Below are 15413 nucleotides of genomic sequence, written 5' to 3'. Positions count from 1 at the left end.
CTTTTACGTGTTTGACGTAAACCTCTTCGACGAGCTTCGCATCGGCCTGGCCACCGCCGACGACATCCGCCGTTGGTCCCACGGCGAGGTGAAGAAGCCCGAGACCATTAACTACCGCACGCTCAAGCCAGAGAAGGACGGCCTGTTCTGCGAGCGCATCTTCGGCCCGACCCGCGACTGGGAGTGCGCCTGCGGCAAGTACAAGCGCGTCCGCTACAAGGGCATCATCTGTGAGCGCTGCGGCGTTGAGGTGACCAAGTCCAAGGTGCGCCGCGAGCGCATGGGCCACATCGAGCTGGCCGCTCCGGTGACCCACATCTGGTACTTCAAGGGCGTTCCGTCCCGCCTGGGCTACCTGCTGGACCTGGCGCCGAAGGACCTCGAGCGCATCATCTATTTCGCTGCGAACATTGTCACCTCCGTTGACGATGAGGCCCGCCACAACGACATGTCCACCCTTGAGGCGGAGATGTTGATGGAGAAGAAGGATGTCGAGGACGACACCAACTCCGAGATCGCGGACCGCGCGCAGAAGCTGGAGGAGGACCTCGCTGAGCTCGAGGCTTCCGGCGCGACCGCCGCTGCCCGCAAGAAGGTGCAGAACGCTGCGGACAAGGAAATGCAGCACATGCGCGAGGCTGGCGAGCGCGAGGTTGAGCGCCTGGACGAGATCTGGACCACCTTCCAGAAGCTCGCTCCGAAGCAGATGATCATCGACGAGAACCTCTACGAGGAGCTCGTTGACCGCTACGAGGACTACTTCACCGGCGGCATGGGCGCGGAGGCGATCCAGACCCTGATCCGCAACTTCGACCTCGACGCCGAGGCCGAGGAACTGCGCGGCATCATCGCCGAGGGCAAGGGCCAGAAGAAGGTCCGCGCGCTCAAGCGCCTGCGTGTCGTCGCCGCGTTCCAGCGCTCCGGCAACGACCCGGCCGGCATGATCCTGGACGCGATCCCGGTGATCCCGCCGGAGCTGCGCCCGATGGTCCAGCTCGATGGCGGCCGCTTCGCCACCTCCGACCTGAACGACCTGTACCGCCGCGTGATCAACCGCAACAACCGTTTGAAGCGCATGATCGACCTGGGCGCGCCCGAGATCATCGTGAACAACGAGAAGCGCATGCTGCAGGAGTCTGTTGACGCTCTGTTCGACAACGGCCGCCGCGGCCGTCCGGTCACCGGCCCGGGCACCCGTCCGCTGAAGTCCCTGTCCGACCTGCTCAAGGGCAAGCAGGGCCGCTTCCGTCAGAACCTGCTGGGTAAGCGTGTGGACTACTCCGGCCGTTCCGTGATTATCGTCGGCCCGCAGCTGAAGCTGCACGAGTGCGGTCTGCCGAAGCGCATGGCGCTCGAGCTATTCAAGCCGTTCGTGATGAAGCGCCTGGTGGACAACGACTACGCGCAGAACATCAAGTCCGCCAAGCGCATGGTGGAGCGCCAGCGCCCCGAGGTGTGGGACGTCCTCGAAGAGGCGATTTCGGAGCACCCGGTGCTACTCAACCGCGCGCCGACGCTGCACCGCCTGGGCATCCAGGCCTTTGAGCCGAAGCTGGTCGAGGGTAAGGCCATCCAGCTGCACCCGCTGGCTTGTGAGGCGTTCAACGCCGACTTCGACGGCGACCAGATGGCAGTCCACCTGCCGCTGTCCGCAGAGGCGCAAGCTGAGGCCCGCGTGCTCATGCTGTCGTCGAACAACATCCTGTCCCCGGCGTCCGGCAAGCCGCTGGCGATGCCGCGCCTGGACATGGTCACCGGCCTGTACTTCCTGACCATGGAGAAGGGCCCGCAGGAGATCGGCGGCGAGGGCGCGTACGCACCTGCCGACGACAACGGCCCGGCCCGCGGCGTCTACTCGTCCTACCGCGAGGCCATCATGGCCTACGACCTGGGTGTGCTGGGCCTGCAGGCCCCGATCAAGGTGCGCATCGACCACCTGCGTCCGACCCCGGAGATCGAGGCCGAGCAGTTCCCGGACGGCTGGGAAAAGGGCCAGGCGTGGATGACGGACACCACTTTGGGCCGCATCATGTTCAACGAGCTGCTGCCGTTCAACTTCCCGTACCAGGAAGGCGCCATGGTCCGTAAGGGCGGTGGCGGCGGCAAGCTGCTGCTGGGCGACATCATCCAGTCCATGGTTGAGAAGTACCCGATGATCACCGTCGCGCAGGTGCTGGACAAGATGAAGGACGCAGGCTTCTACTGGGCGACCCGTTCCGGCGTGACCATCTCCATGGCCGACGTGCTCATCCTCCCGAACAAGACCGAGGTCCTCGAGCAGTACGAGAAGGAAGCCGAGGCCATCGAGCGCAAGTTCTGGGAGAAGGGTGCGCTGACCGAGGAGAACCGCTACGACCGCCTGGTCGAGCTGTGGCAGGACGCCACCAACAAGGTGGGTCAGGCCGTGGAGGACCTGTATCCGGACGACAACCCGATTCCGATGATCGTGAAGTCCGGTGCTGCCGGTAACATGCGCCAGATCTGGACCCTGGCCGGCATGAAGGGCATGGTCGTGAACTCGCGCGGCGAGTACATCACCCGCCCGATCAAGACCTCCTTCCGCGAAGGTCTGTCCGTGATGGAGTACTTCAACAACTCCCACGGTTCCCGCAAGGGCCTGGCCGATACCGCGCTTCGTACCGCGGACTCCGGCTACCTCACCCGCCGTCTGGTGGACGTGGCGCAGGACGTCATCGTCCGCGAGGAGGACTGCGGCACCCGCCAGGGCGTCAAGGTCCCGGTGGCTGAGGCGGCAGGCGACTCCTTCGTGCGCCACGACCTGGTTGAGACCTCCGTGTCCGGCCGTGTCCTGGCAGCCGATGTGAAGGACGCCGACGACAAGGTCATCGCCGAGGCTGGCACCGAGCTGACCGAGGAGCGTATCGACGAGCTCGTGGCAGCCGGTATCGCCGAGATCAAGGTCCGCTCCGTGCTGACCTGCCAGACTCCGACCGGTGTCTGCGCGAAGTGCTACGGCAAGTCCATGGCGTCCGGCCAGCTCGTCGACATCGGCGAGGCAGTCGGCATCGTGGCCGCGCAGTCCATTGGTGAGCCGGGTACGCAGCTGACCATGCGTACCTTCCACCAGGGCGGCGTCGGCGGCGATATTACGGGTGGTCTGCCGCGTGTGCAGGAGCTGTTCGAGGCCCGCGTGCCGAAGAACCGCGCCCCGATCGCGTCCGTGGCCGGCACCATCTCGCTCGAGGACGAGGGCAACTTCTGGACCCTGACCATCCACCCGGACGACGGCTCCGACCTGGTGGTCTACGAGAAGCTGTCCAAGCGCCAGGGTCTGGCCCAGGTGCGTCGCCCGATGGAGTCCAACCCGGACGCCATGATCGAGCGCGGCCTGCGCGAGGGCGACCACGTCGAGGTGGGCGAGCGTCTGCTCCGCGGCGCCGCCGACCCGCACGACGTGCTCGAGGTCCTCGGCCGCCGTGGTGTGGAGAAGCACCTGATCGACGAGGTCCAGGCCGTGTACCGCACCCAGGGTGTGTCCATCCACGACAAGCACATCGAGATCATCATCCGCCAGATGCTGCGCCGCGGCACCGTCATCGACTCGGGTTCCACCGAGTTCCTGCCGGGTACCCTGGTGGATCTGTCCGAGGCACGCCAGGTCAACGCCGCAGCGGTGGCGGACGGCGGCGAGCCGGCGGAGATGCGCTCCGAGATCATGGGCATCACCAAGGCGTCGCTGGCCACGGAGTCCTGGCTGTCGGCGGCCTCCTTCCAGGAGACCACCCGCGTGCTCACCGACGCCGCGATCAACAAGCGCTCCGACAAGCTGATCGGCCTGAAGGAGAACGTGATCATCGGCAAGCTGATTCCGGCCGGTACGGGCATTTCCCGCTACCGCAACATCCAGGTCAAGCCGACCGAGGCGGCTCGCTCCGCGGCGTACTCGATCCCGACGTTCGGCGACTCCATCTACGGCGATGAGGGCTACGGCGAGTTCACCGGTGCCTCCGTCCCGATGGACGAGTTCGGCTTCGAGGAGCTGTAACACCAGGCCCAGCATTCTGGCTTAGCTAGGTCTGCGTGAGAAACGCCCGGCTTCCCCGCGAGGGGAGGCCGGGCGTTTTGCTTTTCGACGGGCCGCTCTACCGCACCCGGACGCCGCGGGCCGCGCGGGTGATCCCCACGCCGCCCATGAGTGCGAGGCCGCGAACGCGGATCACGGGTGCGTCGGCAGGCAGCTGCGCGACGGAGAGGGTGCAGGAGGGGTGGTCCTCCATCCCGAAGCCGCCCATGATGCCCACGCCGTCGTCGATCACGCGGACGTCCTCGGGCACGATGATGTCGATGCCGCCCATGATCGAGAGTGCGTAGATCGTGGTTTCGCGCGAGGCGAGCCGGGCTTCGCGCAGGTCGAGCGCGTTGCCGCCCATCAGGGTGATGGAGGTATGCGTCGGTGCCACGAGCCACTGCCCGGTGCGTTCGGTCCCGCCCATGACACACAGGGAAAACGAGGAACCACCGCTTTCGCCAGAAACCCTCGTTTGGGAGGGAGCGGCCTCCCGCTCGGCATGCGCGACGGGGGAGAGATCCTCCACCAATGCGGGGAGCTCATCGGCGTACGTGGCGGCGTAGAGAGCGCGGGAGCGCTCGTCGAACTCGGACATGGAGAGCTGCCCGTCGGCGAACGCTTCCTGGAGATGCTTGGCGGCGGTGTGACGCTCTGCGTCGGAGGCGCGTTTACGGGGCGGGGTGGGGTTGTCCATGACTTGGACAGTAGTGGACAAAGTTGGCAAGAGCAGGAGAACAGCACGCGAAATTGGGCGCGTTCTGCTTAGATTCGACGTGTGAACGAGAAGGCGGCGGGAAGCCAGCCCGTGCGGGGTCTGGCCAAGTCGGTCGCGGCGGACCTCAGGACGAGGACGAACGCGACCATCGCGGGCTTGCTCGCGCTCGCCGGTGTGACGGGGCTTGCCGGCGGCTTCGGGGAGGCGGCGCCGGAGGAGGTCGTCTCCGCCGCTGATCTGGACCAGCCGGAAGAACTGGAGGTAGCGCCCCTGGCTGTCCAGGTGCAGCGCACCTACCTCCTCGACGGAGCGCGGGTGGTGCACATGCGGTTGACAAACACCGCGGAGCGTCCCATCTACGCTCTGCAGTGGCAACAGGCGTTTCACCTCGAGGATTCGTCGCTGGCGGCAGACGCGCAGCCGAAGTTCCACAAGATCGACGCGCGACTCACCGGCGACGAGGACCTCGAGAGCGTCCCGCTGCCGCACAACCAGGTGCTGAATCCGGACGTGCCCCAGGACATCGCGCTGGTGTTCAGTGGCGACGGCAGCGGCGACACGCTGGTGGTGTGGTCGATGGAGTACCGCAAGTCGTTCCTGGACGGCGACAAAACCTGGTTTGCCAAGGAGCGCGTCGCGGAGGTGGAGCTGCAATGAATTTCCGCAAGGTGTGGACCACAGCCGCGGCGCTTGCGTTGCTTGTGTTGGGCATGCAGCTTCGCGACGTGCTGCCCAACGCCGCAGACCGTGCCGCCGAAAGCTTCGACTACGCCAGCTCAGCCCCGATTATCGGCGACGTGGACGACGTGCAGGTCACATTGGCCGCCAATTTCAACGGCACGGCTTCCAAGCGGTGGAGGACGAAAGCCAGATCGGCCTTTACGCCCCGGAGGGCTTCACCATCTGGGCGGTGCTGACCCAGTGGAATGCCTCGGAAGAGTCCGTGCTGGAAAACTGCCGCATGTGGGTGACCGGCTCAGACGGCAAGGAGTACCTGCGTAAAGACGGCCTTTTCGGCACACCCATCGACGACTTCAGCGCCCTGCACGCATGCACGCCCCCGGGGGAGGCCGGCCCGGTGGTCCGGGTGGGCGAGATTGGGTCCACCGAGCTGCACCTCGAGCCGGGGGATCCACGCCCGGGCGAGTGGCGCAAGGTCACCCCGCTCGCGCTGCCGGACGGCGTGCAACCGGAAAAGCTGCATTTTGGGTGGGACTTTCCCCACTTTGTCACGGTGGAGCTGCCGGAACCGAAGGTTTACGTGGATGCGCCTGCGGATTCCTCTTCTTCCGGCGAGTAGCTGTGGCGCAGGAAGAAATCCAGGCCTGAGGCGATCAGGCACACCACAACCAGCAGGTAGACCGCCCGCGCGACCACGAGCAGGTAACTGAGGGCTTGTTCCGCGACCACCTTGCTGTCCACAGGACCGATCAGGGCGCGCCCCAGCTCCACCACGCCGAGCTCGACGCTGGTGGCGAGCATGAACATGATGCAGAAGATGGTCATCGGAATCAGCCCCGCCCGCGCGAGCGTTCCCAGCCCCTTGAGCGTCGCCTTAATCGGCCCTGCCACGGGTTTGAGCGCCTCGTCGACTGCGTGCTTTGCTTCGTTGTGGGCGGCGGTCTGCATCCGTTTGCGGATGCTTATCGACGTCCCCTTCGGCACCTCCTCCACCTTCGCCTCTTCCACCTTCTTGGCGGTGAGTGTGGTGCCGAAGACAACGGCACCGAGCGTCAGCCAGGCGACCGGGACGGTCACCAGCTGGTTCAGCGCCGGTAGCTGGTCGGAAAGCCACTCCCACGCTGCGCCGAGGGCACCGGTGTGCTCGGCGGCGTCGGTCTTTAATTCCTCGTAGCGCCGGTGGACGGGGGCGAGACTGCGCCAGGACAGGGCCCAATCCTGTACCGCGCTTAAACGGTTGGTCAGAAACACCGACACCGTGGTCATCCACAGCACTTCCAGGTAGGCGGCGAGGTAGGTCAGACCGAGGCCCTTTTCCGCCAGGGCGAAGTAGCCGATGATCTTGCGCAGCACGATCGTGCCGGCGATCAGGCCGATGAGGGCGGCGGTGTCGTCGATAAATGCGCGCGAGAAATCCGCTTCGAAACCTTGGTTGAAGTACTCGTCGTAGGTAGTCGCCCGCCGGAACGCGGCGAGGTCTTCTTTGAGCAGGCCGTGTGTGGAGTACACGGTGAGAAACGAGATGAGCATGCCGCCTGCAGAAAGCAACCGCACCTTGGAAGAGCCGTCGTTGCGGCTCGGGAATGTCGCCGCGAGGAAGGGAAGAGAGGGGCGCAGAAGCCACAGCGAGAAGATGATGGACAGCATCACCATCAGCGGGGCCAGCGGCATGACCAGGCTGGCGGCGAGGCTGCTGAACGTGGAGAGCCACACTGCGAGCCAGATCACCGTCTGGCGCGCGGCCAACCCGAGGCAAATGACGGTGACCAGTTGGGGCAGGTGCCGAAATAGCAGATACGCTGCGCGTGCCGGAATCGCGGCGGACTCGACAGCCACGTCGCGCAGCGAGCGGGAGACACCCGTCCAAGGAGTCATAGCAGCAGTGTAACCGGAGGGGTGCGAAGGCGCAGTTTGCTTTGCGACGTTCTTTCGGTGTAGTTTTGACGAGGTTTCGCCCGTGTCACGCGGTGCGAAGTACTCGAACTCCATGCGACTCGTTCACACGGTAGTTCATGCAATCGGCAGGGCCCCGAAGAAGAGCCCCCATTTTTGCATGTATGGCCGGGTGTGGGCGGGAAGCGCTAACAGAAAGAGCGTGAATGCCTACTATTCAGCAGCTGGTCCGTAAGGGCCGCCACGATAAGTCCACCAAGGTGGCGACCGCTGCGCTGAAGGGTTCCCCGCAGCGTCGCGGCGTGTGCACCCGTGTGTACACCACCACTCCGAAGAAGCCGAACTCTGCTCTGCGTAAGGTCGCGCGTGTGCGCCTGACCTCCGGCATCGAGGTTTCCGCATACATCCCGGGCGAGGGCCACAACCTGCAGGAGCACTCCATGGTGCTCGTGCGCGGCGGTCGTGTGAAGGACCTGCCGGGTGTGCGCTACAAGATCGTCCGTGGCGCTCTGGATACCCAGGGTGTGAAGGACCGCAAGCAGGCTCGCTCCCGTTACGGCGCGAAGAAGGGACAGTAAACAATGCGTAAGCAGCAAGCACCGAAGCGTCCCGTAGTCAAGGATCCGGTTTACAACTCCGAGCTGGTCACCATGCTCGTGAACAAGATCCTGCGGGACGGCAAGAAGTCCACCGCAGAGCGCATCGTCTACGGCGCTCTCGAGCAGTGCCGTGAGAAGACCGGCACCGACCCGGTGGGCACCCTGGAGAAGGCAATCGGCAACATCCGCCCGGACCTCGAGGTTCGCTCCCGCCGTGTCGGTGGCGCGACCTACCAGGTGCCGGTTGACGTCAAGCCGGCCCGTTCCACCACCCTCGCCCTGCGTTGGCTGGTCACCTTCACCCGCCAGCGTCGCGAGAACTCCATGATGGAGCGCCTCGCCAACGAGATCTTGGATGCTTCCAACGGTCTCGGCGCATCCGTGAAGCGCCGCGAGGACACCCACAAGATGGCCGAGGCCAACCGTGCCTTCGCCCACTACCGCTGGTAATCGCTGGAGCAAGGCGAAGCATGGAAACCCGGAAACTGCATACCCGCTTCCCAGGGAAGCGAGCTGGTGCGTTTCCGGGTTTTTCCAGCTGAGGCGAACCTCACGCTGCCACTTCAGTGAAAAGGTGGCAGAATTGACAAAGGACAACTGACCGACAACGGCGCCGCAAGGCGTCGACGACTTCAAAGTTGGGGTATCAACGTGGCACAAGAAGTGCTTAAGGATCTGAACAAGGTCCGCAACATCGGCATCATGGCCCACATCGATGCTGGTAAGACCACTACCACCGAGCGCATCCTCTTCTACACGGGTATCAACCGCAAGGTTGGCGAGACCCACGATGGTGGCGCGACCACTGACTGGATGGAGCAGGAGAAGGAACGCGGCATCACCATTACGTCCGCTGCCGTGACCTGCTTCTGGGAAAACAACCAGATCAACATCATCGACACCCCGGGTCACGTGGATTTCACCGTTGAGGTGGAGCGCTCCCTGCGCGTGCTCGACGGCGCTGTTGCCGTGTTCGACGGCAAGGAGGGTGTGGAGCCGCAGTCCGAGCAGGTGTGGCGTCAGGCCGCGAAGTACGACGTTCCGCGTATCTGCTTCGTCAACAAGATGGACAAGCTGGGCGCTGACTTCTACTACACCGTCGGCACCATCGTTGACCGCCTCGGTGCGAAGCCGTTGGTTATGCAGCTGCCGATCGGCGCTGAGGATGACTTCGACGGCGTCGTGGACCTCATCGACATGAAGGCCCTGATGTGGCCGGGCAAGGTCGAGACCGGCACCCCGCCGCAGATCCAGGAGATCCCGGAGGATCTCAAGGAGAAGGCTGAGGAGTACCGCGAGAAGCTGCTCGAGACCGTCGCAGAGTCCGACGAGGAGCTCATGGAGAAGTACTTCGGCGGCGAGGAGCTGACGAAGGAAGAGATCCAGGCAGCCATCCGCAAGATGACCATCGCCTCCGAGATCTACCCGGTGTTCTGCGGTACCGCATACCGCAACAAGGGCATCGAGCCGATCCTCGACGCTGTCGTCGCATACCTGCCGAGCCCGATCGACATCGGCGACGTCCACGGCACCTCCGTCGACGGTGAAGAGGAACTGACCCGTAAGCCGTCCGTCGAGGAGCCGTTCTCCGCTCTGGCGTTCAAGATCGCCGTGCACCCGTTCTTCGGCAAGCTCACCTACGTGCGCGTCTACTCCGGCCAGGCTATCCCGGGCGAGCAGATGCTCAACTCCACGAAGTCCAAGAAGGAGCGCGTGGGCAAGCTCTTCCAGATGCACGCGAACAAGGAGAACCCGGTCGAGCACGCCGACGCCGGCAACATCTACGCGTTCATCGGTCTGAAGGAAACCACCACGGGCGACACCCTGTGCAACCCGGACCACCCGATCATCCTCGAGTCCATGGACTTCCCGGATCCGGTGATCCAGGTGGCCATCGAGCCGAAGACCAAGGCTGACCAGGAGAAGCTGGGCACCGCTATTCAGAAGCTCGCCGAAGAGGACCCGACCTTCACCGTCCAGCTGGACGAGGAGACCGGCCAGACCGTCATCGGCGGCATGGGCGAGCTGCACCTCGACGTGCTGGTGGACCGCATGAAGCGCGAGTTCAAGGTCGAGGCGAACATCGGTTCCCCGCAGGTTGCGTACCGCGAGACCATCCGCAAGAAGGTGGAGTCCCTGGACTACACCCACAAGAAGCAGACCGGTGGTTCCGGCCAGTTCGCGAAGGTCATCGTCACCATCGAGCCGTACTCCCCGGACCCGGAGGAGCTGGAAGAGGGCGAGTCCGCTTCCTACAAGTTCGAGAACGCTGTCACCGGTGGCCGCGTGCCGAAGGAGTACATCCCGTCCGTCGACGCTGGTATCCAGGACGCGATGCAGTACGGCTTCCTCGCCGGCTACCCGCTGGTGAACATCAAGGCCACCCTCGAGGACGGCGCTTACCACGACGTCGACTCCTCGGAAATGGCGTTCAAGCTCGCTGGCTCCCAGGTGCTGAAGGAAGCTGTCGCCAAGGCGAAGCCGGTCCTGCTCGAGCCGGTCATGGCCGTCGAGGTTGTGACCCCGGAGGAGTACATGGGCACCGTCAACGGTGACATCAGCTCCCGCCGCGGCCAGGTCTTCGCTATGGAGGACCGCTCCGGCGCGAAGGTCGTCAAGGCGAAGGTGCCGCTGTCCGAGATGTTCGGCTACATCGGCGATCTGCGTTCCTCCACCGCCGGCCGCGCGAACTTCACCATGGTGTTCGACTCCTACGCTGAGGTTCCGCAGTCCGTCGCTCAGGAGATCATCGACGAGCGCAACGGCAACAAGTAGTTGCCGCCCGCCCCTCCTCACGGGTCCGCACCGCGTGCCAGCGGTGCGGCGCGGATTCCGCGGAGGCGGGGCGAGAGGGCAGCGGCCGCGCTGAGGTACCGCCCAGGAACAGGGCGGTGTCTGAGCCGGCCGTTACCCTCTAGGTCGATCCGGGGGAAACGGCGAGGCCGGTTTGAAAAACGGCCGCTGGAAACCTAGGATCTTGTAACTGGCACATTGTGAAATGGCTCCCGTATCCGTGCCCTGCGCTGGGCGCGGGCCGGGGCGTATGTAAACCACGTGGCTGCGAAGGTCGTAGTCACCATGAAGTCCAGGAGGACAACAGTGGCAAAGGAAAAGTTCGAGCGCTCTAAGCCGCACGTGAACATCGGCACCATCGGTCACGTCGACCACGGCAAGACCACCACCACCGCCGCTATCACCAAGGTGCTGGCTGACGCTTACCCGGAGGAGAACAAGGCCTTCGCCTTCGACTCCATCGATAAGGCTCCGGAGGAGCGCGAGCGCGGCATCACCATCAACATCTCCCACGTGGAGTACAACACCCCGAAGCGTCACTACGCTCACGTGGACGCCCCGGGCCACGCCGACTACATCAAGAACATGATTACCGGCGCTGCTCAGATGGACGGCGCAATCCTCGTGGTTGCTGCAACCGACGGCCCGATGCCGCAGACCCGCGAGCACGTGCTGCTCGCTCGCCAGGTCGGCGTTCCGTACATCCTCGTTGCACTGAACAAGTGCGACATGGTCGACGATGAGGAAATCATCGAGCTCGTCGAGATGGAGGTCCGCGAGCTGCTGGCTGAGCAGGACTACGACGAAGAGGCTCCGATCGTCCACATCTCCGCTCTGAAGGCTCTCGAGGGCGACGAGAAGTGGGTCCAGTCCGTCGTTGACCTCATGCAGGCTTGCGACGACGCCATCCCGGATCCGGAGCGCGAGACCGACAAGCCGTTCCTGATGCCGATCGAGGACATCTTCACCATTTCCGGCCGCGGCACCGTGGTTACCGGTCGTGTGGAGCGTGGCGTGCTCAACCTCAACGACGAGGTCGAGATCATCGGTATCCGCGAGAAGTCCCAGAAGACCACCGTCACCTCCATCGAGATGTTCAACAAGCTTCTCGACACCGCCGAGGCTGGCGACAACGCAGCTCTGCTGCTCCGTGGCCTGAAGCGCGAGGACGTTGAGCGTGGCCAGGTTGTTATCCACCCGGGCGCTTACACCCCGCACTCCAAGTTCGAGGGTTCCGTCTACGTCCTGTCCAAGGACGAGGGCGGCCGCCACACCCCGTTCTTCGACAACTACCGTCCGCAGTTCTACTTCCGCACCACCGACGTCACCGGTGTTGTGAAGCTGCCGGAGGGCACCGAGATGGTCATGCCGGGCGACAACGTCGAGATGTCCGTCGAGCTGATCCAGTCGGTCGCTATGGACGAGGGCCTGCGCTTCGCTATCCGCGAGGGCTCCCGCACCGTCGGCGCTGGCCGCGTCACCAAGATCCTGGACTAATTCCAGACCTGGTGTAACCAGCTGACGTAGAAGCCGTCCTCCCCGCTGGGGAGGGCGGCTTTTCTCATGCGTTAGGCTCTGATGCGTGCACGACCCCACCCGTATTCCACGACTGACCCAGGCCGTGCAGCGCGCCTGGGAGGGCCAGCCGGACCTCACTCTCGCTCAGCTCATCGGGGTCCTGCAGAACAGCGGCCTCGGCTGGGGCACGACCGACGAGGAAGCCGTCGAGTTGCTCGAGGCATTGGAGCGCGAGCATCCTTCGCTTATCGACGCCAACTCCGGCCCCCACACGATCACCACCGTCAACCCGCCGCACCTGGTCACCATCACGGGCGGGTATGTGGTGGTGCGCAGCGGCGCCGACCCTGAGCGCATGCCGGCGGTGTGGCACATCGGTGGCATGCGCAAGGCGGGACCCGGATTGCCGCTGGTGATCGCCGATGCGGAAGGGGTGGAGCACCGCTTAGGGGTTGTGTCGTTGGTGACGCGGCTTACGGGGGCACCGGAGGCGTCGATAGGCATGGCCCGCGAAGACGTGGGCAACAGGCGGTGGCTGGTGCAGTTCGACGACGGTGCGAGGGCTGTGGTGGGGCAGCGCATCCGCATATGGCGGGTGGAGGGGCGCGCCGTGGTCAGCGAACGCGTCGCCTGGAGCGAGATCCTGCGCTGCGAGCCGGGAGCAGACATGGAAATAGCCCCAGCGGGTGGCGGGAAGCCGCTCACGCTGGGGCGGGTGAAGCTCGTGCTGGAACTGGAGCGCTAGGCGGCGATCCGGTCCAGGTGGAGCTTCCACACCGAGTCAATCTCCATGGTGTGGTTGGCCATGCGGAAGTCCTGGTCCGCAGCCTCGATGACGCGCACGGCGTCGTCAAACGGGTACTCGGGGTTGGCGAATACGGTGAACGTCGCTGTCGGGCGCTTGCCAACCATCGCCACCTTGCAGGAGGCGCGGCGGATCTCGTTGGCGTGCTCCAGGGAGGTGCAGGCCGCCTCGGAGACGCGCTGGACGTTGATAATTGTCTCGCCGTGCTCCGGGTCCGCAGGCAGAATGCCACGGTTGGAAAACGCGCGGGAGCGGATGTTCGCCAGCAGGATCCACAGGCCCAGGATCGCCGCGAGGATAGCGCCGATGATCAGGGCGGTGATGTAGTGGTCCTGGTAGCCCAGGTCGATCAGGCGGGTGCGGTCGACGAAGTCGGCCGCGTCGACGAGGTAGGGGATCTGCCAGTACTCGGCGATGGGGAAGAGGCCAGCAAGAATCAGCAGTAGGCCGAGCAGGAAGACTGCCAGGCGGTTGAAGAAGCTGAGTGTCTTAGTCATCGCGTCACCTCCGGGGTCGTCGAGTCAATGGTGGAACCGGACGGCTGCTGCGGCACGTTCGCACGCTGCGCGGCAACCTGCTGCGAGCCCGGGTTGGGCAGCAGCTTCACCGACACAGCAGGCTGCGCCTTCAGCACGCGGAACTCGTCGTTGAGCGCGCGGGTGATGCGTTCCTGCATCGCCGTGCCGGAGCCGTCGTCGACCACCTGCACCTTGACGGACTTGCGGTTCGCCTTCGTGCTCACCTGCTCGCCGCCGAGGTCGCCGCGAGTGGTGAACGTGGTCTTGCGGGCGATGTCCACCGGACGGGTCCAGATGGACGCCGGCGAGTTCACGCGCACGTGCCCGTGGGGGCGCGGCTTGAACGTGAAGAACACCAGGAACAAGCCGACCAGCACGAGGAGGATCCCCACAACGACGGCGGTGACGTCCGCCTCGAAGGAACCGAGGAAGTCCCAGGTGCGGCCCAGCCAGGAGTCCGACGGGGCCTCATCGCCGTAGAAGTGGTACCACAGATCGCGCGCAGCCACGCCAGCAAGAGCCAGCAAGAGCAGGCTGATCAGCACCGCGAACCAGCGCGAGGCGGGGTTGCCCAGCGGTTCGTCACCCGGGTGGGGGCCGACAGCTGCGTTATTGGGCGCCGCGTTGTTGGGCGCAGTGTTAGCGGGAGCGGTCATAGTACTTCACCACCGGTTCAATCGTGATCTGCTTAAGCGGCTTCGGTGCTGGTGCCTGGGGCACAATCACAGGCTGCGGCGCAGGCGCGGAAGTGATCGGGGCCCGCGCCACCGGCTCCACCACGATGGGTTTAAGCGGCGGACGGTTAACCGTGATCGGCTTCAGCGGTGCGCGGTTCGGCATAGGAACATCGCGGGGCTGGGCGAAGCGCGTGACGTCCACAGGCTTGAGCGGCTGCAGCGGGGGCAGCTGCGGGTGGCGGGGGATAACCCCGTTCGCCTGCGGCGCCCACGTCCGGACTGGCTCCGGCGGGAACGGTACGCGTGCCTCCGTCGGGGAGGTGTGGATGGCAGCGAGACGCTGCGGCTCCGGCACCTCCGGCGAGAAAGTGCGCACCGGCTCCGGGGTCTGCACGCCTGCCGCGCGGACCGGTTCCGGCTTCTCTGGGTGCTCGACCTCGATCGGGGCGGGGACGACCACGTCCCTCATGTCGTCGACAAGCGAGCGCGCCTTGATCGGCGCGAGTTGCTCGCGCGGTTTGGTCACGGGGTGCTCCACGTGGGTCGGGGAGACCTCGACGGGGGTAGGAATCACGAAAGCTTCGTGCTCCGCCACCTGGTCCCAGGTCACGCGGCCGGTGTCGGGGAGGGTTTCCACATTGGCCACAGTGACCTTCACACGGGAGACATCCAGGCCCACCAGCGTGCGAATGTGCGCGATGATGGTTGCGCGCACAGCGTCGGTGATGGCAGCAACCGGGGCGGGGTAGGAGGTGGCAATTTCGGTGTCCACCGCCACTGTGCCCGTCGCCTGGTCCAGCCGGGCGTGGATCCGCGGGAAGCTGCGTCCCGCCAGCCCGGCCAGCTTTGCGTCGATAGTCCGGCAGCCCGGTACCGCCGCAGCTGCCACCTCAGCGACGCGCTCGATGGTGCGCTCACTGACGTGGTAGAAGGAATTATCCATTAGCTTCGGCCTCTGCCGGTGCCGTTACTCAGGGCCGCGGACAGATCCAGACGGCCGTCGAGCTGGGCCCCGACAACCCCGCCGATGATGGTGAACAGCAGCAGCCAGAGCAGGCCCGGCCAACCGCCGAAGGTGACAAAGAAGGCGACCACGACACCGATGAGGATGCCTGTCAGCGCCTTGTTGGCAAAAAGATTCATAATAAAACCACGTTTCGGGTTATGAGGTTGGGGCGGGCCGC

The 15413-nt window shown here is 64.9% G+C and carries 15 protein-coding genes; 9 read left to right on the top strand and 6 right to left on the bottom strand.

The features are described 5' to 3' along the window. The first annotated feature begins 7 nt into the window (after positions 1-7). Positions 8-4006 carry a DNA-directed RNA polymerase subunit beta' gene (locus HMPREF3151_RS08015; protein WP_070475019.1) on the top strand — a complete coding sequence of 1333 codons (3999 nt, stop codon included), beginning with the start codon at positions 8-10 and terminating at the stop codon, positions 4004-4006. 97 nt (positions 4007-4103) lie between these two features. Here HMPREF3151_RS08015 and HMPREF3151_RS08010 read toward each other — a convergent pair whose 3' ends face one another. Then, entirely contained in the window at positions 4104-4724 is a 621-nt protein-coding gene (locus HMPREF3151_RS08010; protein WP_070475018.1) for a DUF1707 SHOCT-like domain-containing protein, read from the bottom strand. 81 nt (positions 4725-4805) lie between these two features. On the opposite strand from HMPREF3151_RS08010, the gene HMPREF3151_RS08005 reads away from it, so the two are divergent. The 3 genes from HMPREF3151_RS08005 to HMPREF3151_RS08000 are packed head-to-tail and all read left to right on the top strand — an operon-like array spanning position 4806 to position 6045. Beyond that, a complete protein-coding gene (locus tag HMPREF3151_RS08005) occupies positions 4806-5402 on the top strand; it encodes a hypothetical protein (RefSeq protein WP_070475017.1) in 597 nt (198 codons plus the stop codon). Then, the gene (locus HMPREF3151_RS12035) at positions 5399-5662 is read left to right on the top strand and encodes a hypothetical protein (protein WP_168160621.1); all 264 of its coding nucleotides are present in this window, start codon (positions 5399-5401) and stop codon (positions 5660-5662) included. The genes HMPREF3151_RS08005 and HMPREF3151_RS12035 overlap by 4 nt, the downstream gene beginning before the upstream one ends. Beyond that, a complete protein-coding gene (locus tag HMPREF3151_RS08000) occupies positions 5599-6045 on the top strand; it encodes a hypothetical protein (RefSeq protein ID WP_070475016.1) in 447 nt (148 codons plus the stop codon). The genes HMPREF3151_RS12035 and HMPREF3151_RS08000 overlap by 64 nt, the downstream gene beginning before the upstream one ends. Here the strand turns inward: HMPREF3151_RS08000 and HMPREF3151_RS07995 are convergent. Then, entirely contained in the window at positions 6003-7301 is a 1299-nt protein-coding gene (locus HMPREF3151_RS07995; protein WP_070475015.1) for a hypothetical protein, read from the bottom strand. The two genes, HMPREF3151_RS08000 and HMPREF3151_RS07995, sit on opposite strands and share 43 nt — an antisense overlap. Positions 7302-7525: 224 nt before the next feature. Here HMPREF3151_RS07995 and rpsL point away from each other — a divergent pair, with 224 nt between their 5' ends. The 5 genes from rpsL (at position 7526) to HMPREF3151_RS07970 (ending at position 12974) form a co-directional block, all read left to right on the top strand. Then, positions 7526-7897 (top strand): 30S ribosomal protein S12, encoded by a 372-nt coding sequence (rpsL, locus tag HMPREF3151_RS07990; RefSeq protein WP_034997208.1) that lies wholly within the window; start codon positions 7526-7528, stop codon positions 7895-7897. Between the two features lie 3 nt (positions 7898-7900). Beyond that, entirely contained in the window at positions 7901-8368 is a 468-nt protein-coding gene (gene rpsG, locus HMPREF3151_RS07985; RefSeq protein WP_070475014.1) for a 30S ribosomal protein S7, read from the top strand. Between the two features lie 201 nt (positions 8369-8569). After that, the gene (gene fusA / locus HMPREF3151_RS07980) at positions 8570-10693 is read left to right on the top strand and encodes an elongation factor G (protein WP_070475013.1); all 2124 of its coding nucleotides are present in this window, start codon (positions 8570-8572) and stop codon (positions 10691-10693) included. Positions 10694-11017: 324 nt separating this feature from the next. Beyond that, positions 11018-12208: an elongation factor Tu gene (gene tuf, locus HMPREF3151_RS07975; RefSeq protein WP_070475012.1), complete on the top strand. Its 1191-nt coding sequence runs from the start codon at positions 11018-11020 to the stop codon at positions 12206-12208. An 85-nt stretch (positions 12209-12293) separates the two neighbouring features. Next, positions 12294-12974 carry a hypothetical protein gene (locus HMPREF3151_RS07970; protein WP_070475011.1) on the top strand — a complete coding sequence of 227 codons (681 nt, stop codon included), beginning with the start codon at positions 12294-12296 and terminating at the stop codon, positions 12972-12974. Here the strand turns inward: HMPREF3151_RS07970 and HMPREF3151_RS07965 are convergent. From HMPREF3151_RS07965 to HMPREF3151_RS07950, 4 genes are read right to left on the bottom strand one after another with little or no spacing between them, the layout of a single operon-like run. Beyond that, on the bottom strand, positions 12971-13531 hold the full coding sequence (locus tag HMPREF3151_RS07965; RefSeq protein WP_070475010.1) for a hypothetical protein: 561 nt from the start codon (positions 13529-13531) through the stop codon (positions 12971-12973). The two genes, HMPREF3151_RS07970 and HMPREF3151_RS07965, sit on opposite strands and share 4 nt — an antisense overlap. After that, on the bottom strand, positions 13528-14208 hold the full coding sequence (locus tag HMPREF3151_RS07960; RefSeq protein ID WP_070475009.1) for a hypothetical protein: 681 nt from the start codon (positions 14206-14208) through the stop codon (positions 13528-13530). Before HMPREF3151_RS07960 ends, HMPREF3151_RS07965 begins: the two co-directional genes overlap by 4 nt. Continuing rightward, positions 14192-15172: an Asp23/Gls24 family envelope stress response protein gene (locus tag HMPREF3151_RS07955; protein WP_070475008.1), complete on the bottom strand. Its 981-nt coding sequence runs from the start codon at positions 15170-15172 to the stop codon at positions 14192-14194. The genes HMPREF3151_RS07960 and HMPREF3151_RS07955 overlap by 17 nt, the downstream gene beginning before the upstream one ends. Continuing rightward, positions 15172-15372 carry a hypothetical protein gene (locus HMPREF3151_RS07950; RefSeq protein WP_034997223.1) on the bottom strand — a complete coding sequence of 67 codons (201 nt, stop codon included), beginning with the start codon at positions 15370-15372 and terminating at the stop codon, positions 15172-15174. Before HMPREF3151_RS07950 ends, HMPREF3151_RS07955 begins: the two co-directional genes overlap by 1 nt. Positions 15373-15413: the final 41 nt, after the last annotated feature.

This window comes from Corynebacterium sp. HMSC05H05 (genome assembly GCF_001807265.1).
Classification (GTDB): Bacteria; Actinomycetota; Actinomycetes; order Mycobacteriales; family Mycobacteriaceae; genus Corynebacterium.
This window is presented reverse-complemented; position numbering and strand designations above follow the sequence as displayed.

Excerpts from the sequence above, each read along its gene's own strand:
- HMPREF3151_RS08010 (WP_070475018.1), bottom strand. The coding sequence starts at position 4,724 with ATGGACAACCCCACCCCGCCCCGTAAACGCGCCTCCGACGCAGAGCGT.
- HMPREF3151_RS12035 (WP_168160621.1), top strand. The coding sequence starts at position 5,399 with ATGAATTTCCGCAAGGTGTGGACCACAGCCGCGGCGCTTGCGTTGCTT.
- HMPREF3151_RS07995 (WP_070475015.1), bottom strand. The coding sequence starts at position 7,301 with ATGACTCCTTGGACGGGTGTCTCCCGCTCGCTGCGCGACGTGGCTGTC.
- rpsL (WP_034997208.1), top strand. The coding sequence starts at position 7,526 with ATGCCTACTATTCAGCAGCTGGTCCGTAAGGGCCGCCACGATAAGTCC.
- rpsG (WP_070475014.1), top strand. The coding sequence starts at position 7,901 with ATGCGTAAGCAGCAAGCACCGAAGCGTCCCGTAGTCAAGGATCCGGTT.
- HMPREF3151_RS07965 (WP_070475010.1), bottom strand. The coding sequence starts at position 13,531 with ATGACTAAGACACTCAGCTTCTTCAACCGCCTGGCAGTCTTCCTGCTC.
- HMPREF3151_RS07960 (WP_070475009.1), bottom strand. The coding sequence starts at position 14,208 with ATGACCGCTCCCGCTAACACTGCGCCCAACAACGCGGCGCCCAATAAC.
- HMPREF3151_RS07955 (WP_070475008.1), bottom strand. The coding sequence starts at position 15,172 with ATGGATAATTCCTTCTACCACGTCAGTGAGCGCACCATCGAGCGCGTC.
- HMPREF3151_RS07950 (WP_034997223.1), bottom strand. The coding sequence starts at position 15,372 with ATGAATCTTTTTGCCAACAAGGCGCTGACAGGCATCCTCATCGGTGTC.